This window comes from Lacibacterium aquatile (assembly GCF_042683105.1).
Lineage (GTDB): Bacteria > Pseudomonadota > Alphaproteobacteria > Elsterales > Elsteraceae > Lacibacterium > Lacibacterium aquatile.
The window spans coordinates 82,288-101,142 of the sequence record NZ_JBHUIP010000003.1 but is presented as its reverse complement, the minus strand read 5'-3'; the positions used below and the strand labels follow the sequence as shown (position 1 = coordinate 101,142).

21 protein-coding genes are annotated in these 18,855 nt (G+C 62.5%); 14 read left to right on the top strand and 7 right to left on the bottom strand.

Going from position 1 to position 18,855, the window contains the following annotated elements:
• Window positions 1-19: 19 nt before the first annotated feature.
• Complete coding sequence (locus ACFSM5_RS02370) at window positions 20-1,402, bottom strand: MATE family efflux transporter (RefSeq protein WP_379874631.1); 1,383 nt, start codon at window positions 1,400-1,402, stop codon at window positions 20-22.
• Between the two features lie 105 nt (window positions 1,403-1,507).
• Window positions 1,508-2,125, bottom strand: coding sequence for a pyridoxamine 5'-phosphate oxidase family protein (locus ACFSM5_RS02365; protein WP_379874630.1), 618 nt, complete (start codon window positions 2,123-2,125; stop codon window positions 1,508-1,510).
• A gap of 100 nt (window positions 2,126-2,225) precedes the next feature.
• On the opposite strand from ACFSM5_RS02365, the gene ACFSM5_RS02360 reads away from it, so the two are divergent.
• The 10 genes from ACFSM5_RS02360 (at window position 2,226) to ACFSM5_RS02315 (ending at window position 10,797) form a co-directional block, all read left to right on the top strand.
• On the top strand, window positions 2,226-3,119 hold the full coding sequence (locus ACFSM5_RS02360; protein WP_379874629.1) for a LysR family transcriptional regulator: 894 nt from the start codon (window positions 2,226-2,228) through the stop codon (window positions 3,117-3,119).
• On the top strand, window positions 3,116-3,805 hold the full coding sequence (locus ACFSM5_RS02355) for an HAD family hydrolase (RefSeq protein WP_379874628.1): 690 nt from the start codon (window positions 3,116-3,118) through the stop codon (window positions 3,803-3,805). Before ACFSM5_RS02360 ends, ACFSM5_RS02355 begins: the two co-directional genes overlap by 4 nt.
• A gap of 84 nt (window positions 3,806-3,889) precedes the next feature.
• Window positions 3,890-4,588 (top strand): DNA-3-methyladenine glycosylase family protein, encoded by a 699-nt coding sequence (locus ACFSM5_RS02350; RefSeq protein ID WP_379874627.1) that lies wholly within the window; start codon window positions 3,890-3,892, stop codon window positions 4,586-4,588.
• The gene (locus tag ACFSM5_RS02345) at window positions 4,585-5,247 is read left to right on the top strand and encodes an alpha/beta hydrolase (protein WP_379874626.1); all 663 of its coding nucleotides are present in this window, start codon (window positions 4,585-4,587) and stop codon (window positions 5,245-5,247) included. The genes ACFSM5_RS02350 and ACFSM5_RS02345 overlap by 4 nt, the downstream gene beginning before the upstream one ends.
• Before the next feature lie 459 nt (window positions 5,248-5,706).
• A complete protein-coding gene (locus ACFSM5_RS02340) occupies window positions 5,707-6,267 on the top strand; it encodes an HNH endonuclease (protein ID WP_379874625.1) in 561 nt (186 codons plus the stop codon).
• A 72-nt stretch (window positions 6,268-6,339) separates the two neighbouring features.
• On the top strand, window positions 6,340-6,852 hold the full coding sequence (def, locus tag ACFSM5_RS02335; RefSeq protein ID WP_379874624.1) for a peptide deformylase: 513 nt from the start codon (window positions 6,340-6,342) through the stop codon (window positions 6,850-6,852).
• A gap of 12 nt (window positions 6,853-6,864) precedes the next feature.
• Entirely contained in the window at window positions 6,865-7,773 is a 909-nt protein-coding gene (fmt, locus tag ACFSM5_RS02330; RefSeq protein ID WP_379874623.1) for a methionyl-tRNA formyltransferase, read from the top strand.
• Window positions 7,773-8,510: a tRNA pseudouridine(38-40) synthase TruA gene (truA, locus tag ACFSM5_RS02325; RefSeq protein ID WP_379874622.1), complete on the top strand. Its 738-nt coding sequence runs from the start codon at window positions 7,773-7,775 to the stop codon at window positions 8,508-8,510. Before fmt ends, truA begins: the two co-directional genes overlap by 1 nt.
• A gap of 40 nt (window positions 8,511-8,550) precedes the next feature.
• The gene (locus tag ACFSM5_RS02320; RefSeq protein ID WP_379874621.1) at window positions 8,551-9,279 is read left to right on the top strand and encodes a glycerophosphodiester phosphodiesterase family protein; all 729 of its coding nucleotides are present in this window, start codon (window positions 8,551-8,553) and stop codon (window positions 9,277-9,279) included.
• Between the two features lie 120 nt (window positions 9,280-9,399).
• Entirely contained in the window at window positions 9,400-10,797 is a 1,398-nt protein-coding gene (locus ACFSM5_RS02315) for an NAD(P)H-dependent flavin oxidoreductase (protein ID WP_379874620.1), read from the top strand.
• Window positions 10,798-10,849: 52 nt separating this feature from the next.
• Here the strand turns inward: ACFSM5_RS02315 and ACFSM5_RS02310 are convergent, their stop codons facing one another.
• The 3 genes from ACFSM5_RS02310 to ACFSM5_RS02300 are packed head-to-tail and all read right to left on the bottom strand — an operon-like array spanning window position 10,850 to window position 13,210.
• The gene (locus tag ACFSM5_RS02310) at window positions 10,850-10,987 is read right to left on the bottom strand and encodes a hypothetical protein (RefSeq protein ID WP_379874619.1); all 138 of its coding nucleotides are present in this window, start codon (window positions 10,985-10,987) and stop codon (window positions 10,850-10,852) included.
• A 1-nt stretch (window position 10,988) separates the two neighbouring features.
• Window positions 10,989-12,008, bottom strand: coding sequence for a hypothetical protein (locus ACFSM5_RS02305; RefSeq protein ID WP_379874618.1), 1,020 nt, complete (start codon window positions 12,006-12,008; stop codon window positions 10,989-10,991).
• The gene (locus ACFSM5_RS02300; protein ID WP_379874617.1) at window positions 12,008-13,210 is read right to left on the bottom strand and encodes an MFS transporter; all 1,203 of its coding nucleotides are present in this window, start codon (window positions 13,208-13,210) and stop codon (window positions 12,008-12,010) included. Before ACFSM5_RS02300 ends, ACFSM5_RS02305 begins: the two co-directional genes overlap by 1 nt.
• Before the next feature lie 164 nt (window positions 13,211-13,374).
• Between ACFSM5_RS02300 and lpdA the strand changes: the two genes are divergently transcribed.
• The 4 genes from lpdA to ACFSM5_RS02280 all read left to right on the top strand — a co-directional run bounded on the left by lpdA (window position 13,375) and on the right by ACFSM5_RS02280 (window position 16,765).
• A complete protein-coding gene (gene lpdA, locus ACFSM5_RS02295) occupies window positions 13,375-14,781 on the top strand; it encodes a dihydrolipoyl dehydrogenase (RefSeq protein WP_379874616.1) in 1,407 nt (468 codons plus the stop codon).
• A gap of 73 nt (window positions 14,782-14,854) precedes the next feature.
• Complete coding sequence (locus tag ACFSM5_RS02290; protein WP_379874615.1) at window positions 14,855-15,325, top strand: MaoC/PaaZ C-terminal domain-containing protein; 471 nt, start codon at window positions 14,855-14,857, stop codon at window positions 15,323-15,325.
• A 61-nt stretch (window positions 15,326-15,386) separates the two neighbouring features.
• Window positions 15,387-16,019 carry a hypothetical protein gene (locus tag ACFSM5_RS02285; protein ID WP_379874614.1) on the top strand — a complete coding sequence of 211 codons (633 nt, stop codon included), beginning with the start codon at window positions 15,387-15,389 and terminating at the stop codon, window positions 16,017-16,019.
• Between the two features lie 98 nt (window positions 16,020-16,117).
• Complete coding sequence (locus ACFSM5_RS02280) at window positions 16,118-16,765, top strand: hypothetical protein (protein WP_379874613.1); 648 nt, start codon at window positions 16,118-16,120, stop codon at window positions 16,763-16,765.
• On the opposite strand, the gene ACFSM5_RS02275 is transcribed toward ACFSM5_RS02280, so the two are convergent.
• Both ACFSM5_RS02275 and ACFSM5_RS02270 read right to left on the bottom strand, forming a co-directional pair.
• Window positions 16,746-17,516, bottom strand: a complete 771-nt coding sequence (locus ACFSM5_RS02275; RefSeq protein ID WP_379874612.1) for an SDR family NAD(P)-dependent oxidoreductase — start codon at window positions 17,514-17,516, stop codon at window positions 16,746-16,748. The two genes, ACFSM5_RS02280 and ACFSM5_RS02275, sit on opposite strands and share 20 nt — an antisense overlap.
• Window positions 17,513-18,850: an FAD-binding protein gene (locus ACFSM5_RS02270; RefSeq protein ID WP_379874611.1), complete on the bottom strand. Its 1,338-nt coding sequence runs from the start codon at window positions 18,848-18,850 to the stop codon at window positions 17,513-17,515. The genes ACFSM5_RS02275 and ACFSM5_RS02270 overlap by 4 nt, the downstream gene beginning before the upstream one ends.
• Window positions 18,851-18,855 lie beyond the last annotated feature (5 nt).

Below are 18,855 nucleotides of genomic sequence, written 5' to 3'. Positions count from 1 at the left end.
ATCCCGCCGCCTGCCGCGATCACTCTTTCGTCAGAAGATGGAAGCGCGACACCATCAGGATCGACACAACCGCCAATCCCAGAGCCTGCCCCAACCAGATGCCATTGCCCCCCATGCCGACCGGGAAGGCCAGCACATAGGCCGCCGTCAGGCCGATACCCCAGAAGCCGATCATCGCGAAGACCATCGGCAACCGGGTGTCCTGCAAACCGCGCAAGGCGCAGGAGCCCACAACCTGCAAGCCGTCGACAATCTGGAACAGCGCGCCGAACGCCAGGAAACCGACGCCGATGGCCAGCACGGCAGGGCTGCGCGGATCGTCGGGCGACAGAAACAGGTTCAACAGCGGCTCGCGGAAGATCAGCATGATCACCGCCATGAGGCTCATGAAGCTGAGGCCAAAGCCGATGGAGATCCAGCCCGCCCGGCGTGCCTCGCGACGGTCGCCCGCGCCGATGGCTTGCCCGATCAGGACGGTCGATGCCTGACCGACACCAAAGGGAACCATGAAGGTTATGGAGCAGATCTGCAGCGCCACTTGGTGGGCCGCCAGCGGCAGCGCTCCAAAGAAGCCCATCAGCAGGGTGGAGATCGCGAACAGGCCGACTTCCATCACCATCGTGATGCCGATCGGCAACCCAAGGGTCAGTAACTGACGCTGACGCTTGAAGTCCGGCAGCCAGGATCCGCCAGCCTGCCAATAGGGCTTGAGGCTAGGGGCCGTGGCGATGGTCGCCATCATCAGGATGCTGCCGGTCGTCGCGGTCACCGCCGTCGCCAGACCAGCTCCGAACAGTCCCATGGCCGGGAAACCGAACCAGCCCAGCACGAAGGTCAAGGCCAGCACGATATTGACGCAGAAATCGAAGCTGACGAAGACCAGCCCCATACCGGGACGCCCGATAGCCGATAGGAAATTGCGCCCCGCCACCAGCACCATTACGGCGGGCAGCGACCAGCGTAGACTGCCAAGATAGGTCGCGGTATCTGCCGCCAGCTTCGGATCCTGACCCAACCACAGCAGATAAGTTTCGGACGGTCCCAAAATGATCGCCAGGATGAAGCCGGTCAGCAGGGCCAGCAGCGTGATCTGGCGCAGCAGGACGCCAGCCTCATTCAGGTCGCCCGCGCCATGGGCCTGGGAGGCCAGCGGCGCGATGGCCATCATCAGGCCAAGGCCGAAGATCAGCACGAAGATGAAGATCGACCCGGTCAGAGCGGCCGCCGCCAAGGCATCCGCACCCAGTCGCCCCAGGATAATCGTATCCGAGACATGCATGCCCATGATCAGCAGCTGGCTGAGCGCCACCGGCGCCGCAAAGCGCAGCAACAGGGCGATCTCGGCAATCAGGCCGCGATGACCGCTGGGGATCGGAGTTTGGGAGATGCTGGGGGCCGACATGGCGAACCTCTATCCTTCTGCGGCAAAGCGAGTTTGCCGATTTTGCAGGCATTGCCCGCTAAAGTGACATAAGGCGGCCGAATATTTCCGATATCGGATATATTGTCAAGCGGAGGCCGAACCGGCCTTCAGGCGGGCGACCTCCGCCTCCAGTTCGGCGATACGCTGTTCGCGCTCCTCCAGGGCGGCGGCTACATCGGCGGCTTCGAACCGCTGCGGGATATGCTGGGGGCAATTGACGTCCCAGGCGGTCACGGTGAAGAGCAGCACCTGTTCGGGCCGGGCGCGATAGCCCTCCGGCATCAGATCGGCCAGCAGCACATCGTCCCCTTCGACCACCCGCACCTCGCCCCAGATCTTGATCCGGCGCCGGTTGACGTAATCGATGAGAAACAGATGCGCCTTGGGATTCTCCGACAGATTGCCTTGGGTGATGTACTGGCGGTTGCCGCTGAAATCGGCAAAGCCGATGGTGTGCTCGTCCAGCACCCGCAGAAACCCCGGCGGCCCGCCACGATGCTGGATATAGGGCTGACCGTCGGCATTGGCGGTCGCGAGGAAAACGCTGATCTGCGCCTCGATGAAACCGGCAAGGTCGGGCGTGATCTGGGTGCGCCAGCCGCCGGACGCCTCCTGCCGGGCATAGGTCGCGCGGGATCCTTTGCGCGTCTGGATATCCTTGACGACCGGCGTGAAGGCAACGTCGCTGGAAAAATGGGCCATGGCGGCTTCCTTAGAAAGGGTGCCGCTCAAAGATGCTTCTTTCCATATTCCGTCAGTAGATGCCAATATTGGCAATCATCCTCTCAAATTACGGAAGACCATGGATCGTCTGGACGCCATGTCGGTGCTGCTGGCCGCGGTCGAGGCGGGAAGTCTCTCAGCCGCCAGCCGACGTCTCGGCATGCCGCTCGCTACCGTCTCGCGCAAGGTGGCAGAGCTAGAGGAGCATCTGAAGGCGCGCCTGCTGATCCGCGCCCCGCGCCAGTTCGCCCTGACCGATGCCGGGCGCAGCTATGTCGCGGCCTGCAAGACCATCCTGGAACAGGTGGGAGAGGCAGAGAAGGCGGCGGCGGGCGAATATGCCAATCCGCGCGGCGATCTTACCATCACGGCCCCGGTCGCTTTTGGACGCCTGCATCTGCTGCCTGTCGTCGCCGATTTTCTCCAAGTTTACCCAGAAATCGACGTGCGCCTTTCCTTCAGCGACCGTTTCGTGCAGCTGCTGGAGGAGCATGTGGATCTGGCCTTGCGCATCGGCGATCTGCCCGACAGCACCCTGCGCGCCAGCCGCCTCGGGACGATCCGCCAGGTAACCTGCGCCAGCCCGGCCTATCTGGCACAGCACGGCACGCCCTGCATTCCAGCAGATCTGAGTGGGTACGACTGCATCAACCTTGAGATCATCCATACAAATGATCGCTGGATGTTCGGGGCCGAGGCGGTGGCGATCCAGCCCCGTTTGAGGGTGAATACTGCCGAGGCCGCCGTCGATGCAGCGTGCCTGGGGCTCGGCATCACCCGCGTTCTTTCCTATCAGGCAGCCCAATCCCTGGCCGACGGCAGGCTGATGCGTCTGCTGACCGACCACGAACCACCGCCCCGCCCCGTCAGTCTCGTCTATGCCGCCCAGGGCCTGTTGCCCTTGAAGCTGCGCGCCTTCCTCGATTTCGCGACCCCGCGCCTCAAAGCCCGCCTTGCCGGAGAGACCCCATGAAATACCGCGCCCTGCTACTGGATGTCGGCGGCCCGCTGGAGGATGAACGGGCTCAGGAAGCGGAAAAGGATCGTCAGATCCTGGCCGCTTTCCAGGCCGAAGGGAAAGACGTTGCCTCCCGTCTGGCAGGCGCCAATCGCCGGGCCGTGAACAGCTTTGCCCAGAATCTCTATGACGCGGTGATCTTCGACCTGGCGAACCGCGATCCCGCGCTGACCCAGCGCGTCACGGAACGCTTCCGCCGCGTCGCGCAGGGCCGACCGCCCTTTGTCCTGCGCCCCGGCATGTTGGCGCTGGTGCGCGACTGCCATAGGGCGGGCCTCAGGATCGGCCTTTGCGCCAATCAGGTCGCTGCTGCCCGTGAGGTTCTGGCCCAAAGCCCGCTCGCCCCGTACCTATCCTATGGCGAGGTGTCGGATACGCTCGGCCTGCGCAAACCCGATCCCCGGCTGTTCCTGACCGTTCTGGAAGGGCTGGGCGCCACGCCAGGAGAGGCGATCATGATCGGTGACCGGATCGACAATGATATCGCCCCCGCCCGTCGCCTGGGCATCACCGCCATCCGCCTGCGCATCGGCCGCCACCGGCATCAAAAGCCCCGCAGCCTGATTGAAATCCCGGATGCCGACGTGACCACCGTCGCTGGACTTCGCCAGAGCCTCTGCGCTCTCGGGATCGATCTATAAAACTAATGATTTGCAGGCGATTGATCTATCTGACTCATGAGTCGGGACCTGGACAGTCGTTCCCCAATCGTTCAGGGTAGCGCCATGTCTGTTCGCACGCCCTGGCCGACCCGCCTCGATACCCAAGCCGACCTCGACGCGGCGCTTCTGAAGATCGCCGCCCGCGACAAGCCGTTCGGCAAAGCTCTGGCGCTGATCGGCCCGCCCGCCCTGCGCCGCTCGCCGCCCGGCTTTGGCGCCATCGTCGGCTCGATCCTGGGGCAGCAGGTGTCGGCTCAGGCGGCGCGGGCGATCCAGGCCAAACTGCTGGCCCGCACAGGCCCACTTACCCCGGACGCCATTCGTGCCTTGAGTGACGAGGAGTTGCGCGGCTGCGGGCTGTCGGGCGCCAAGACCCGCTATGTCCGCGCGCTGGCCGATGCCTGCCACGGCGGCCTGGATATCGACGGGTTGCACCGGCACGACGACGAAACCATCATCACGCAGCTCACAGCCCTGCCCGGTATCGGGCGCTGGACGGCCGAGGTCTATCTGCTGTTCGCCCTGGGCCGGATCGATGTCTGGCCCGCCGACGATCTGGCGCTCCAGGTGGGGGCCGGACGTCTGCGGCGGCTGAAAGAACGCCTAAGAGGCAAAGCGGCGCGAGAAATTGCCGACCGTTGGGCACCCGCAAAAGGTGCAGCGGCGCTTTTCATGTGGCATTACTATCATCATCTGACCGCCCGAGACGCCGTTCTGGCCGATCCAACCAAAGCGGCCTCCCCAGAAAAGGAACCGGCATGACCGATGGCGCCTTCACCAATGTCCTGATGCTGCCGCCGCAGGACGAGACCCCACCTACCGCAGCCGTTCTGCTGCTGCATGGCGTCGGTTCGAATGGCGAAGATCTGCTGGGGCTAGCGCCTTTCTGGGCCAAGGATATGCCCCATGTGGCTTTCATCTCGCCCGATGCGCCCTTCAATTACGATATGGCACCGATGGGCTTTCAGTGGTTTTCCCTGCGTGACCGGGTCGAAAGCCGGATCGTCGAGGAAGTGAAGATTTCGGCCAAACTGTTGGACGAGCTGATCGATACCATCATGGAGCGCCTGTCGATCCCGGCGGATCGCGTCGTACTGGTCGGCTTCAGCCAGGGCACGATGATGGCACTGCACGTGGGCCTGCGGCGCGAACATGGCATCGGCGGAGTCATCGGATACGCCGGTCGCCTGATCAATCCGGGCGCCTTGCCCGCCGAAATCAAGGTAAAGCCGCCGGTACTGCTGGTGCATGGCGATGCCGACCCCGTGGTTCCTTTCGACAGTCTGGCCCTGGCCAAGGCCGCGCTGGACGCCAATGGGGTCGAGGCCAAGACCCTCGCCTGCCCCGGCGTCGGCCATTCCATCGATGAAGCGGGCCTGGATGCCGGGCTGGCGTTCCTGAAGGAAGTGCTGCCGGGCTGATTCTGCTTGAGGCCGGTTCTCCAGAAGACCTCGTCATCCCAGGGCTTGAAACTGGAGTGTCCTGGTCTTCGCCTTTTTATACCGCGTCATCTTCGGGCTTGACCCGAGGATCCATCTTTCAGCAGACCGCGTAGAATGGTGGTTCGGCAACCGCCATGGATCCTCGGGTCAAGCCCGAGGATGACGACCCTTAGGGGAACGCTCCCGTTGGAGACCCCGGGATCAAGTCCCGGGGTGACGATTGTCTTCGAAACCAAAGCCCCCTCCCCCTAGACCTTGGGGGTGAGATGAATTTTTTATGCCCTTTCTTGTGATACGCCCCCGTTTAGGTTAAAAATTCCCTCGCGCGGGCCAGGCCGGAAGGCCGCCGCCTTATGTCGAGTCTTCGACTGCAACGGGCTGTTGCCCCGACCTCGCGCGCCGCGTGAACCCCTGCAAGAAGTTGGGGAGGCGGTAAGCGTGTCGATTGATCACTGTCCGACGTTGGTGCTGAACGCGGATTTCCGTCCGCTGAGTTATTTTCCGTTGTCTTTGTGGTCCTGGCAGGAAACGGTCAAGGCAGTCTTCCTAGATCGCGTCAATATCCTGTCGGAATATGACGACCAGACCATCCGCTCACCCTCCTTCGAGATGCGGCTGCCGAGCGTCATTTCCCTGAAAGAATATGTCGCAACCTCCCGGCGTCCGGCCTTCACCCGCTTCAATGTGTTCCTGCGCGACCGGTTCGAATGCCAATATTGCGGCAACCACTACCCCACACACGAGTTGACCTTCGACCATGTGATCCCGCGATCCAGGGGCGGGCGTACGTCGTGGGAAAATGTCTGCGCCGCCTGTTCGGCCTGCAATCTGCGCAAGGGCAATCACCTGCCGCGCGAGATCAAGATGTTCCCGCGCCAGACCCCGCACGAGCCATCGACCTACCAGCTGCAGGAACGCGGACGGCGCTTCCCGCCGGGCTTCCTGCATGCCTCCTGGCGCGACTATCTCTATTGGGATTCGGAGCTGGAAACCGAGTAGGCGTAAACCGCAGATCACCCCTGCCGTGTCTCACGTCTTGACGACAGGATTTCTGCGGCTTACATCCCCCTCATGGCTATTCTTCCAATCCTGATCGCACCCGATCCCATCCTGAAGCAGAAGGCGACGCTGGTCGGCACCGTCACGCCCCAGATCGTCCAGCTGATGGATGATATGTTGCAGACCATGTACGAGGCGCCGGGCATCGGTCTTGCCGCGCCCCAGGTCGGCGTGCTGAAGCGCGTGATCGTGGTGGATATCTCCCGCGAAGGCGAAGAGAAGACCCCGCTGAAGATGGCGGACCCGGAGATCGTCTGGGTGTCCGAGGAAGACCAGGAATATGAGGAAGGCTGCCTGTCGGTGCCTGAACATTATTCCAATGTCGTGCGCCCGGCCGCCATTCGCGTGCGCTACACCGATCAAAACAACAAGAAGGTCGAGATTTCGGCCGATGGGTTGCTGGCCGTGTGCATTCAGCACGAGATCGATCATCTCGACGGCATCCTGTTCCTCGACCATATCTCGTCGCTGAAGCGGAACATGATCCTGCGCAAGCTGCTGAAACAGAAGAAGCTCGCTTCTTAAGGAGTTTCTGCCATGCGCATCGCCTTCATGGGCACGCCGGATTTCGCCGCCGTTGCCCTGCGCGCCCTGATCGATGCCGGTCACGAGATTGCTGCGGTCTATTGCCAGCCCGCCCGTCCTGCCGGGCGCGGACAGAAGCCCCAGCCCTCCGCCGTCGAAAAACTGGCGACCGCCGAAGGTCTGGAGGTTCGCACGCCCAAGCGGGTGCGCGATGCCGAAGAGATCCAGCGTTTTGCCGATCTGAAGCTCGATGCCGCCGTGGTCGCCGCCTATGGGCTGATCCTGCCGCAGGAGATCCTGGACGCGCCGACATACGGCTGCTTCAACATCCATGGCTCGATCCTGCCGCGCTGGCGCGGGGCGGCACCTATCCATCGCGCGATCCTGGCAGGCGACACGGAAACCGGCGTCACCATCATGCAGATGGATGTCGGCCTCGATACCGGCGACATGCTGAAGATCGGCCGGGTGCCGATCACCCCCGTCACCACCGGCGGCGCGTTGCATGATCAGCTGGCCATCCTGGGCGCCCAACTGATGGCCGAGACGCTGGCGGAAATCGACGCGTTGACGCCGGTGAAGCAGCCTGAAGAAGGCGTCACCTACGCCGCCAAGATCGATAAGGCCGAGATGCGCCTGGATTGGTCGCTGTCGACCGATCAACTCGACCGCACCATCCGCGTCTTTGCACCCCGTCCCGGCGCTTTTACCGAGATCCTGGGCGAGCGGGTGAAGGTGCTGGCGGCGGAGATCGTTAAGAGCACCGGCGAGCCCGGCTGCTTGCTTGATGACGCCTTGACCGTCGCCACCGCCGACGGGGCCCTGCGCCTGACCCAGATTCAGCGGGCGGGCGGCAAGCCTCTTGCCGCCAAGGACGTTCTGCGCGGTTGGTCGGTTCCGGCGGGAACCCGGATCGGCTGATGCCCCGCTACAAGCTTGTCATCGAATATGACGGCGGCGCCTTTGCGGGCTGGCAGCGTCAGGAAGACGGCATTGTCACCGTCCAGCAGGTGATTGAGGACGCTTTCGCCAAATTCACCGAAACGCCGCGCATGCATGCCTCGGGTCGCACCGATGCAGGGGTGCATGCCCGTGGGCAGGTGGCCCATGTGACGTTGGAGCGCACCTGGCATCCGAATAAACTGCAAGGCGCACTCAATTGGTACATGCGCCCGCACCCCGTCAGCATCTTAAGCGTCGAGGAAATGCCCATCGACTGGCATGCGCGCTTCTCCTGCATCGGGCGCCGCTATGTTTACCGCATCCTCAACCGCCGGGGTCTGCCTGCGCTGGAAATCGGCCGGGTCTGGTTTCAGCCGTCCAAGCTCGATGCCGCCGCCATGCATGAGGCCGCTCAGCGCCTGATCGGCCATCACGATTTTTCCACCTTCCGCGCGGCCCAATGTCAGGCCAACAGCGCAATGCGCACCCTGGAGCATTTGAGTGTCGAGCGGCTGGGCGACGAAATCCACGTCCACGCCAGCGCGCGCTCCTTCCTGCATCACCAGGTGCGCAACATGGTCGGCACCCTGGCCATGGTCGGCTTTGGGAAATGGAGCGCGGATGATGTAACCCGCGCGCTGGAGGCCAAAGACCGCGCTGCAGGTGGTCCGACCGCCCCGCCGGACGGCCTCTATTTCATGGAAGCCTTCTATTGATGTTGAGGTTGTCGCGCGCTTGCGGCACCTTGGCCGCATCATGACCCAACTCACCATTCCCAAGATCGTCGGTCATCGCGGCGCGCGTGGCCTTGCCCCCGAAAACACCCTGCCGGGCATTCTGGCCGCAGCGACGCATGGCGTGACCTATTTCGAGGTCGACGCCAAGCTGACCTCCGACGGCGAAGTGATCATCATGCATGATGCGACGCTGGAGCGGACCACGACGGGCACGGGCGAGGTCGCCAAGACCAGCTTTGCCGATATCCGGAAGGTCGATGCGGGCAAGCCCTTCCCCGAACAGGGCGTGGTCCAGATCCCGACCCTGGTCGAACTGCTTGACCTGCTGATCGAGAAGAACTGGGGCATCAATATCGAGATCAAGCCGTGCAAGGGCCGCGAGCGCGAAACCGCCGCCGCCGTCTGCGCGATTGTCGAGAAGCATTGGCCCAAGGATCGCGAACCGCCCCTGCTGTCGTCTTTTTCGATGGAGTCGCTGGACGAGGCCAAGAAGGTCGCCCCCCATCTGCCCCGTGGTTACCTATGCGAGGAATTCACCCCTGGGTGGCAGCAGGTGGTGGCGGGTCTTGAATGCGCGACCCTCAATCTAAATACCAATAAACTGGGTCCGGCAGACCTGGAGGCTGCGAAAGCAACGGGTTTGCCGATTCTGGTCTGGACAGTGAATGACCCCGCGCGGGCGTCTGAATTGCTGGCCGCGGGCGTCACTGCTGTGATAACCGACAGGCCGGATATCGTCCGCGCGTAAGAAGAATGGGGTCGAGACTCTTTCCAACGGAGCCTCGCCCCTATATAGACGGGTACGGAAGGGAATAAGGCGGCCCAGCCTTTATATCGGGCTGCCCAAACAAGTGCTCAGGAGGAGCCGTTGAAGGCGCTTAACCCCATTGTTATGTCGGGCCGCGAAGTTTTGCCCGTTGTCGAAGGCGGCAAAGGTATTGCTGTCTCCAACGGACAGAGCTCGGGCGCATGGGCAGCTGCCGGCGGCATCGGTACTTTCTCCGGCGTGAATGCCGATAGCTACGATGAGAATGGCAACATCATTCCTGTCGTCTATAACGGCAAGACCCGCCGTGAGCGGCACGAGGAACTGATCGCCTATTCGATCACCGGCGGTATCGAGCAGGCAAAGATCGCCCACGAGATGGCAGGCGGCCAGGGCCGCATCCATATGAACATCCTGTGGGAGATGGGCGCCGCCGAAGTCATCCTCAACGGCGTCCTGGAAGGCGCCAAGGGGCTGATCCACGGCATCACCTGCGGCGCGGGTATGCCCTATAAGGTCGCCGAGATCTGCGCCCACTACGGCATCTATTATTATCCGATCGTCTCCTCGGCCCGCGCCTTCCGCGCCCTGTGGAAACGCGCCTATCACCGCTTCCCCAGCCTGCTGGGCGCCGTGGTCTACGAAGATCCCTGGCTGGCCGGTGGCCATAACGGTCTGTCGAATTCGGAAGACCCGTTGAAGCCCGAAGATCCCTACATGCGCCTTGTCGAGCTGCGCAAGCAGATGAACGAGTTCGGTTTGAACCAGACCCCCATCATCATGGCGGGCGGCGTCTGGTACCTGCGCGAATGGGATCATTATCTCGACAATCCCGATATCGGCCCGATCGGCTTCCAGTTCGGCACGCGCCCGCTGCTGACCCAGGAATCGCCGATTTCCGAAGCCTGGAAGAAGCGTCTGCTCAATCTCAAGAAGGGCGACGTCTACCTCAACCGCTTCTCGCCGACCGGCTTCTATTCCTCGGCCGTCGAAAACCCGTTCCTGCAGGACCTCAAGGGTCGCTCGGAACGGCAGATCGCCTACACGCCGCACCCCCATGCCGATCATGACACCGAACTTAAGATCGGTGCCCGTGGCCGTGCGGTCTATGTCACCGCCCACGATAAGGTCAGTGCGGAAGGCTGGATCGCGGCGGGCTTCACTGAAGCCATGCGCACGCCGGAATCGACCCTGGTGTTCGTGCGCCCGGAACAGAGCGTCATCATCCGTCAGGATCAAATCGACTGCATGGGCTGCCTGTCGGCCTGCGGTTTCTCGAACTGGTCGCAGAACGAGGAAGGCACCACCGGCAAGGCCCCCGATCCGCGCAGCTTCTGCATCCAGAAGACCCTGCAGCGCATCAGCCATTCCGACGACGTCGATCATCAACTGATGTTCGCCGGTCACAATGCCTATCGCTTCGCCGACGACCCCTTCTATTCGAACGGGTTCGTTCCGACCGTGAAGCAGCTTGTTGAGCGGATCGCGTCGGGGGACTGATCTATTAAATAGATCATAGCCAGACGACTCATCGATTTAACTAATGAGTCGTTCAAAGCCCAGGCATACACCACCCAGCGGCGCCGTCGATCAGAGCGATCACGGCGCCGTAATCTTTCCAAAGCCAGAGACCACCGCCGATCCCGGTCATCGTCAGAAGAACCGCCAAGCCTTTCAGCGCAATCACCATCTCAGGTCACCATCTCTGCAAGGATGGGCAGGGACTTTAGATAATCCGCCCGTTTGTCCTCGTCGGCAACCGCCGGAATTATTTCGTCGGCGATCATGGCGACATAGGCCTGCTTCGTCAGCCTGCGTCCCAGATGGGTGAAAGGCTTGTTGCCGATGATCGCGGCAAGCCGGGTGAAAACGCTGCCGCCGCCAATGATCCTGCGGCAGCGGGACATGGCTACAACAGCGACAAAGGCCTGCTGAATAGGTGCTAGCGAGGGGTCATCGCGAAAAACCTCTATATCCAGCTCCGGCATCAGGGCTTTCAGCTTTTCGCCGACGTCAGGGCTGTCGGAGAAAAGCAGATATCGCCTCTTACCGAATTCCCACCAGCGGCGCCTATCCATTGCCGCGATATAGGTTTGCAGGGGGATGGATTTTTCATAGAGATTGATGAAGTTATTGTGCGCCTGAGACTTGTCGCCCGCCTGCGCGCATTCGATTGCCTTAAGTCCATAAGCAAATAGGTCGCCGCGACGAATATGGATCGCGGTCTTGCCACCGACGTCGAGAGTTGCCAGTGCCGCCTCGACCCTTGCCGTCAATCGCAGTTCTGAAAACAACCGGCGGCAAGCCCGCTTTACGCCCCAGGCTGTCCAACCCGGGCGACGCAATGGGCGCCAACCTCCAAAAAGATAGTGGCCGCGACTCTCCAGATCCTTCAGATCCCGGCAGACGTAGCGTGTCTTGCGTAGGCTGGTCCGGATCTTCCTGGCATCTCGCGCGATATAGGTCCGATAGTGTGCGATCTCCTCCGGCCCGGCGAAGGCAATATCTTGTGATTGCGCGGCAGTGGCCTCGAGGTCGAAAAGATTGCCGAGGTCATACCTGCTGTCGGTATAATCGATCACCGGCATCGAGAGGTCGGTCCAGACGACCTTCAGGCGCAGCTTGTGCCGCCGTGCGAAATTCCAGGCCACCAGCAGATTGAGCAGTCGCCCGCCTAAGCGGTCACCGCGATAGCAGACGAGCTCGTCCATCAGGCCACAGCACGCCTCTCGATGGCGACTGCCTGATCGCGGATCGGCAGATGCACGATCCCGGCAAAGATGGCGAGCGCAATGGACGACCACCAGATGATGTCGTAGCTGCCCAGCAGGTCATAGGCCCAACCGGCTCCCCAGACGCCGATAAACGCGCCGATCTGATGGAACATGAACACAAAGCCATAAAGCATCGACATATAGCGCACGCCGAACATCCGGGCGACGATGCCCGACGTCAGCGGCACGGTGCCAAGCCACAGGAAGCCGATGCCGGCCCCGAAGGCGATGGCGGTCAGCGGCGTCACCGGCAACGCGATGAACAGCACAATCACCACGCCGCGCGCCAGATAGAGGATGCTCAGCAGAATGCGGGGCGAATAGCGCTGGCCCAGCACCCCCATGAGGTAGCTGCCGAAGATATTGAACAGCCCGATCATCGCCAGCGACCAGGCGGTCACGCTGGTCGCCATCCCCTGGTCCCGGAGGAAGGCTGGCAGATGGGCAGCGACAAAGGCGACATGGAAACCGCAGACGAAGAATCCGGCATTCAGCAGCCAGTAGGAGCCCGACTTGCGGGCCGCGCGCACCGTCGGCCCCATACCGGCATCGGCTACAGCCCCGACGGCCACCGGGGCTGACTTCAGCCCCAGACCGAAGGACAGCGGCACCATCAGCACGGCAGCAGCAGCCATAACGGTAAAGGCCATCGACCAGCCGAGGATATCCAGCAGCGCCTGGGCACCCGGCACCACGGCGAACATCCCGAAGGACCCGGCGGCGGTGCAGATGCCAAAAGCCATGGTGCGCTTTTCGGCAGGCACGGCCTTGCCCACGGCGCCCAGCACGGTGCCGTAGGTGGTTCCGGCCAGTGCCACACCGACCATGATGCCGATGGTCATCTGCAGGCCGAGCGGACTGCCCCAGGCCTGGGCGAGGATCAGGGCGCCCGCATAGAGAATGCCGCCTATCACCCCCATGCGTACTGCGCCCCAGCGGTCGGCGAAATAGCCCGTCACCGGCTGCGCCACACCCCAGAGGAGATTCTGCAAGGCGAGCGCCAGGCTGATCGACTGGCGCCCAACGTCGAGCTCCATGGAGAGAACCGGGACAAAAATGCCGAAGCTCTGCCGGATACCCATCGCGATGATGAGCATGAAAATGCCCGCGCTTAAGACGATCCAGCCGGTTCGGCCCATGGTTTCCTCCGTTTATTTTCCCGTGACGATAGGCCCGCAACAGGACGCCCGCAATTCAATAGATGGCAAGGCACGCCAGCCTTGCCGCCTCGTCGCTTTCCTTCTGGCCTGCCTTGAGGTAATCAAAGGCCGACAGTTACGCTGCCTTTGTGAAGGAAACGGTTATGGCGGATCAGAGCTTCGACGTTGTGTTCATCGGTGGCGGCCCAGGTGGCTATGTCGGCGCGGTCCGCGCTGCCCAGTTGGGCTTCAAGACCGCCTGTATCGACAAGCGCGGGGCCTTCGGCGGCACCTGCCTGAACGTCGGCTGCATTCCGTCCAAGGCGATGCTGAAGTCGTCGGAACTCTATCATCACGCCCAGCACGGCCTGGAAGACCATGGCTTCACCCTGGGTGGCGTGAAGCTGGATCTGGCCAAGATGCTGGCCCGCAAGGACAAGGTCGTCACCGACGTCACCAAGGGCATCGAGTTCCTGTTCAAGAAGAACAAGGTCGCCGGCATCGTCGGCGCGGCCAAGCTGACCGGCCCGAACACCATCGAAGTGACGCTGAACGCAGGCGGCACCCAGACGATCGAAGCCAAGCACATCATCATCGCCACCGGTTCGGACGTGACCGGCCTGCCGGGTGTCGAGATCGACGAAAAGACCGTCGTGTCCTCGACCGGCGCGCTGACCCTGGAGAAGGTGCCGGGCAAGCTGATCGTCATCGGCGGCGGCGTCATCGGCCTGGAACTGGGTTCGGTCTGGCAGCGCCTGGGCGCCCAGGTCACCGTGGTGGAGTTCCTGGACAAGATCACCCCGACCATGGACGGCGAGATTTCCAAGCAGCTGCAGCGCATCCTGACCAAGCAGGGCATGGACTTCAAACTGGCGACCAAGGTCACCAAGATCGACAAGACCAAGAAGGGCGCGACCGTCACGGTCGAACCGGCCGCCGGTGGTGCCGCCGAAACCCTGGAAGCCGACGTGGTTCTGGTCTCCATCGGCCGCAAGCCCTACACCGATGGCCTCGGCCTCGACACGGTGGGTGTCGAGCGCGATGCCAAGGGCCGGGTGAAGGTCGACAAGCATTTCCGCTCGAACGTGCCGTCCGTCTACGCCATCGGTGACGTGATCGACGGTCCGATGCTGGCCCATAAGGCCGAGGAAGAAGGCGTCGCGATTGCCGAGATCCTGGCAGGCCAGCATGGTCACGTGAATTACGACGTGATCCCGTCGGTCATCTATACCGCGCCGGAAGTCGCCTCGGTCGGCAAGACCGAAGAGGAACTCAAAGCCGCGGGCATCGCCTACAAGATCGGCAAGGTCCCCTTCTCGATCAACGCCCGCGCCCGCGCCAACGGCGATTCGGAAGGCTTCGTGAAGATCCTGACCGACGACAAGGACAAGATCCTCGGCGGCCATATCATTCACGCCGAAGCCGGCACCCTGATCGCCGAACTGACGCTGGCGATGGAGTTCGGCGCGTCGGGTGAAGATGTCGCCCGCACCTGCCACGCCCATCCGACGGTCAGTGAAGTGATCAAAGAAGCGGGCTTGGCAGCCAACGGCAGAACGATCAATATGTAAGCGCTATGGAAGAGGGCCCCCTGGTGTTGAACACGGGAGGCCCTCTTCTTTTATCCAAAGAGGCTTCCGCATGATGAGCGCTGTCAGGGATCCGCTTTATTTCGAAGACCTTTTGATCGGTCAGAGTTTTTCGACCGGCATCGCCCATGTGACCGCCGATAGCATCAAGGAATTCGCTGCGACCTATGACCCGCAGCCGATGCATCTCGACGAAGAAGCCGCCAAGGATACTTTTTTCGGCCAGCTGGTCGGCAGCGGTTGGCAGGCCCTGTGCCTGACCATGCGGCTGGCGGCAGAGGCCGACTGGTTGGGCGGCACCCCGCTGATAGGGGCGGAAGTCAACGATATCCGCTTCAAACGCCCCATGCTGCCGGGCGAGGAGCTGCGGGTGGAAGCCGAGATCGTGGACCTGCTACCACCCTCGAAATCAGGTCGATCCTTTGCCGTCATGCTGCTGACGACCTATGGCAACGACACCGTCCTGCTGACCCAACGCTGGCGGATCCTACTGCCCAGCCGCGCGCTGGCACTTAATACGAACTGAACTTACCCAGATACCCGCTCAAGTCTGGTGCGGCGGGCGCGAAAAAGCGCTAGCCTGCGGCATGTGGTCAATCTTCGATGCGCGGACTTCCGTCACTCTGGTCGCCTTGCTGCTGGCAATGTGCACCGGCGTTGTCGGGTTGCTGCTGCTCAGCCGTCGGCCAACGCCGGGGGCTGCTGAGTGGGGGTTCGGGCTGCTGCTCTATGTTGCCAGCACGATGCTGCTGCTGATCCGTCAACCGCGCTTCGACTGGCTCCCCCTGAACATCGGCATCGGACTGGCCGTTCTGACCTGCATGCTGGTTTTGAACGGCATCCATCGTTGGAATGGGCTGACGCCGTCGCGCCGTACGCTCATCTTCGTACCGCTGACGACTCTTCTGGTCCTTAATATCGTGCGTGTCAGCTTGGCGCCTGGTCATATGGATTTGGCGGTTTCTCCAGCCTTCACCAGTGTCATCCTAGGCTATGCCGCCGGACAGGCATGGCGCAGCCCCGGGCTTGAGTTCTGCTCGCGCCTCCTGGCCGTTCTGGCCGTCGTACAGGTGGTCCGCGTCGGTATGTATCTGATACCCCCTGAACCGCTGTTACAGATTATCCTGCTTCTGACGCTCGCGGCTCTGGTGATGGTTCAGGGTATCGCCCTCTACCGCGCAGTCGCTCGCCGTACCGAAGCACTGAACGAGCGCTCCTGACCTCAAAGATTTCAGTAAGTGAGCACCACAGCCCCTCACAAGGTGCGATGAATAAAAACTGGTGTACCCTGGGTCAATTCTAAGACAAAGTCCGCAGCATGTGGTCCCTTTTCGACGCCCAAACCATCATTACCATGCTCACTCTCCTGTTCGTGATGTGCACGGGTGTTATCGGTCTCTTGCTGCTGAGCCGCAGACCCGCCGTCGGCGCCGGTGAATGGGGGGTGATGCTGCTGGTCTATGTGATGAACAGCCTGATCCTGCAGATCCGTCGTCCTGAGTGGGATCTGGTCTGGTTGACACCGGTGCTCGTTGCTTTAGGGATCCTGCCCGCAGCGCTGTATTGGCGGGGCCTCATGCGTTGGCGGGGTCTTCCGGATCTCTCGCATTTCAAGATCTTCGGCTGGTCGCTGGCAGGGGGCATCACCGCCTTCATCGGTCAACGCCTCGGCTGGGAAACCACGACCTTTTCAGGCATCTCGCCGGTCTTCACCTCGACCTTGGTCATCATCTCGCTCGCGACCTGCTGGAATGTGCCTGAGCTGCGAATGATCAAAGGCATACTTCTGGTGCTGAGCGTCGTCCAGCTGACGCGGGTCGGGCTTTATTTCTCGGCAGCCCCCCGAGACGTCATAGTCTTGAGCGTTCTGATCCAGGCGATGCTGGTTACGGCGTCCGGGGCGAGCCTCTACCACGCCGTCTCCCAGCGTGCGGTCGCCCCGTTTATCAGATCGCGAGCTTCTTGAAGATCTTCTCCGGCACCGACTTGATGATCAGCATGATCAGTTCCCAGAAGAACGGGACATAGACCACTTCCTTGCCCTTCAGGGCCGCTTTCAGCATCGCACGCGCTGCATCTTCGGGCGCCGCGGCCAGGAAGATCCCCGGCAGCCCCCAGGTCATGCCGGTGTCGAGGAAGCCCGGCTTCACCGTCGTCACCGTGACGCCCGACCTGTTCAAGCGGTTGCGCAGACCCGCCGCAAAGGTCGCAAGACCCGCCTTGGCCGACCCGTAGATATGGTTCTTGAGACGGCCACGGTCACCCGCGACCGAGCCAACCACCACCACCCGTCCCTGGTGCCCGGCTTCGAGGTGCGGCGCCAGATGCAGCAGCACGGAGACGGCGCCGCTATAGTTCCCTGCGATACAGCTCAAGGCGAGCGCAGGATCGGCCTCCATATCCGTCTGTTCCGGCATCACGCCGAACCCAAGGTAGATGTCGAGGCTGCCAGCGGGGGCCGCTTCCTTTACGGCGCTGGCAAAACCGGCATGGCTGCCCATGTCGGCGGCATCGAACGGCAGGGCCAGGACCTCGGGCGCACCGCGAATAGTCAGATCGCCTGCGATCCGCGCCAGTTCCTGGGTATCGCGTCCGGCCAGCAGCACGCGGCCACCGGCTTCGGCGACATGGCGGGCAAAGGCGCGCGCGATGGGAGAGGTTGCGCCAAGGATCAGCCAGGTGCGGCCGGTCTGGCTTGCGATTGCCTTGCTGCTCATGATGCGCTCCGGATCTTCAGACGGCGGGACTGGTCGGAGGCAAAGCGGCCTTGGGGATCCACCTCCTCCAGCACGCTGCGGAATTCGCCAAGGCGCGGATACATCTCGGCAAAGCCTTCCGCGCTCAAGGCGCTGTCCTTGGCCAGATAGATCCGGCCGCCGTGATTGAGGGTGATGCGCTCAAGCCGCCGCATCAGATCGGTCGTGCTGGCGTCCTTCCAGGGGAAATCCAGGGCCAGCGTATAGCCACGGGTCGGGAAGGACAGCATGCCGCGCCCATCGCCGCCCAGCGTCTTCAGGACAGCCAGGAAGGAGGCGGCACGGGCGGCGCTGATCTCCTCCAGCAGCCACTTCAGCCCTTCAGCCGCCGTGACGTCGGGGATCACGCATTGAAACTGCACAAAGCCCTTCTTGCCGTAGATCTTGTTCCAGTCGCGCAAGGCATCGAGCGGATAGAGGAAATTGCTGTAATAGGTCGTGCGCTCGCGCCCAGTCACGGGGACCCGGCGGTCATAGAACTTGTTGAACAGGCTGACCGACAGGCCGTTCAGGGCAAAGCCGGGGAAATCGAACGGCACCCGCTTGGCGTGCTTCTGCTGTTCGGGCAGGGAGGTCGGGGCGAAATCCGCCGTCTCCAGCACGCCGCGCCCCAGATGCGCGCCGCGCGCCATACCGTCGATCCAGCCCACCGAATAGGCCGAATTGTGCCGCGCCTCTTCCAGCGCTGCCATGAAGCTCGTCAGATCACCGATCCGGCGTTCCGTCACGCGGTAGGCGTTGCTGGGCGCCTTTGCCAGACGCACGCCTGCCGACAGGATGACCCCCGTCAGGCCGCAGCCGCCGAGGGTGGCGGCAAACAGGGCGGGATCGCTCTCTGCCGTGATCCGCTTCACCTCGCCAGACGCCAGCAGCAGCTCGATCCAGGTCACATGGCTGCCGAAGCTACCGACGTGATCGTGGTTCTTGCCATGGACATCATTGGCGATGGCGCCGCCCAGGGTGGCAAAGCCGGTGCCGGGGCTGACCGGCAGGATCCAGCCACGCGGGACAAACAGGCGCTGGATATCGCGCAGAGAGATACCGGCCTCGGCTGCCAGCTCGCCCGTTTCGGCATCGAAGCTCATCAGGCGGTCCAGACGCTCGGTCAGCATGACCACGCCGCCGGAATTCAGCGCCTGATCGCCGTAGGAGCGGCCATTGCCGCGCGCCAGCAGCGAGGTTTCGGTCGTGGTCAGCACCGCCTTGGCTTCGCTCAGTTTTTCCGGGCGGTAGGCATCGGCCTGGGCGACGGGGCGGCGACCCCAGCCGGAAAGCTGCAGAGTTTTAGCGCGCATAGATC

What these genes read in the sequence shown, in the direction of transcription:
- ACFSM5_RS02305 (WP_379874618.1), bottom strand. Translation starts at nt 12,008, where the DNA reads ATGGACGAGCTCGTCTGCTATCGCGGTGACCGCTTAGGCGGGCGACTG.
- ACFSM5_RS02360 (WP_379874629.1), top strand. Translation starts at nt 2,226, where the DNA reads ATGGATCGTCTGGACGCCATGTCGGTGCTGCTGGCCGCGGTCGAGGCG.
- fmt (WP_379874623.1), top strand. Translation starts at nt 6,865, where the DNA reads ATGCGCATCGCCTTCATGGGCACGCCGGATTTCGCCGCCGTTGCCCTG.
- ACFSM5_RS02345 (WP_379874626.1), top strand. Translation starts at nt 4,585, where the DNA reads ATGACCGATGGCGCCTTCACCAATGTCCTGATGCTGCCGCCGCAGGAC.
- truA (WP_379874622.1), top strand. Translation starts at nt 7,773, where the DNA reads ATGCCCCGCTACAAGCTTGTCATCGAATATGACGGCGGCGCCTTTGCG.
- ACFSM5_RS02355 (WP_379874628.1), top strand. Translation starts at nt 3,116, where the DNA reads ATGAAATACCGCGCCCTGCTACTGGATGTCGGCGGCCCGCTGGAGGAT.
- ACFSM5_RS02300 (WP_379874617.1), bottom strand. Translation starts at nt 13,210, where the DNA reads ATGGGCCGAACCGGCTGGATCGTCTTAAGCGCGGGCATTTTCATGCTC.
- ACFSM5_RS02370 (WP_379874631.1), bottom strand. Translation starts at nt 1,402, where the DNA reads ATGTCGGCCCCCAGCATCTCCCAAACTCCGATCCCCAGCGGTCATCGC.
- ACFSM5_RS02365 (WP_379874630.1), bottom strand. Translation starts at nt 2,125, where the DNA reads ATGGCCCATTTTTCCAGCGACGTTGCCTTCACGCCGGTCGTCAAGGAT.
- ACFSM5_RS02275 (WP_379874612.1), bottom strand. Translation starts at nt 17,516, where the DNA reads ATGAGCAGCAAGGCAATCGCAAGCCAGACCGGCCGCACCTGGCTGATC.
- ACFSM5_RS02310 (WP_379874619.1), bottom strand. Translation starts at nt 10,987, where the DNA reads ATGGTGATTGCGCTGAAAGGCTTGGCGGTTCTTCTGACGATGACCGGG.
- ACFSM5_RS02320 (WP_379874621.1), top strand. Translation starts at nt 8,551, where the DNA reads ATGACCCAACTCACCATTCCCAAGATCGTCGGTCATCGCGGCGCGCGT.
- lpdA (WP_379874616.1), top strand. Translation starts at nt 13,375, where the DNA reads ATGGCGGATCAGAGCTTCGACGTTGTGTTCATCGGTGGCGGCCCAGGT.
- ACFSM5_RS02270 (WP_379874611.1), bottom strand. Translation starts at nt 18,850, where the DNA reads ATGCGCGCTAAAACTCTGCAGCTTTCCGGCTGGGGTCGCCGCCCCGTC.
- ACFSM5_RS02290 (WP_379874615.1), top strand. Translation starts at nt 14,855, where the DNA reads ATGAGCGCTGTCAGGGATCCGCTTTATTTCGAAGACCTTTTGATCGGT.
- def (WP_379874624.1), top strand. Translation starts at nt 6,340, where the DNA reads ATGGCTATTCTTCCAATCCTGATCGCACCCGATCCCATCCTGAAGCAG.
- ACFSM5_RS02285 (WP_379874614.1), top strand. Translation starts at nt 15,387, where the DNA reads ATGTGGTCAATCTTCGATGCGCGGACTTCCGTCACTCTGGTCGCCTTG.
- ACFSM5_RS02280 (WP_379874613.1), top strand. Translation starts at nt 16,118, where the DNA reads ATGTGGTCCCTTTTCGACGCCCAAACCATCATTACCATGCTCACTCTC.
- ACFSM5_RS02350 (WP_379874627.1), top strand. Translation starts at nt 3,890, where the DNA reads ATGTCTGTTCGCACGCCCTGGCCGACCCGCCTCGATACCCAAGCCGAC.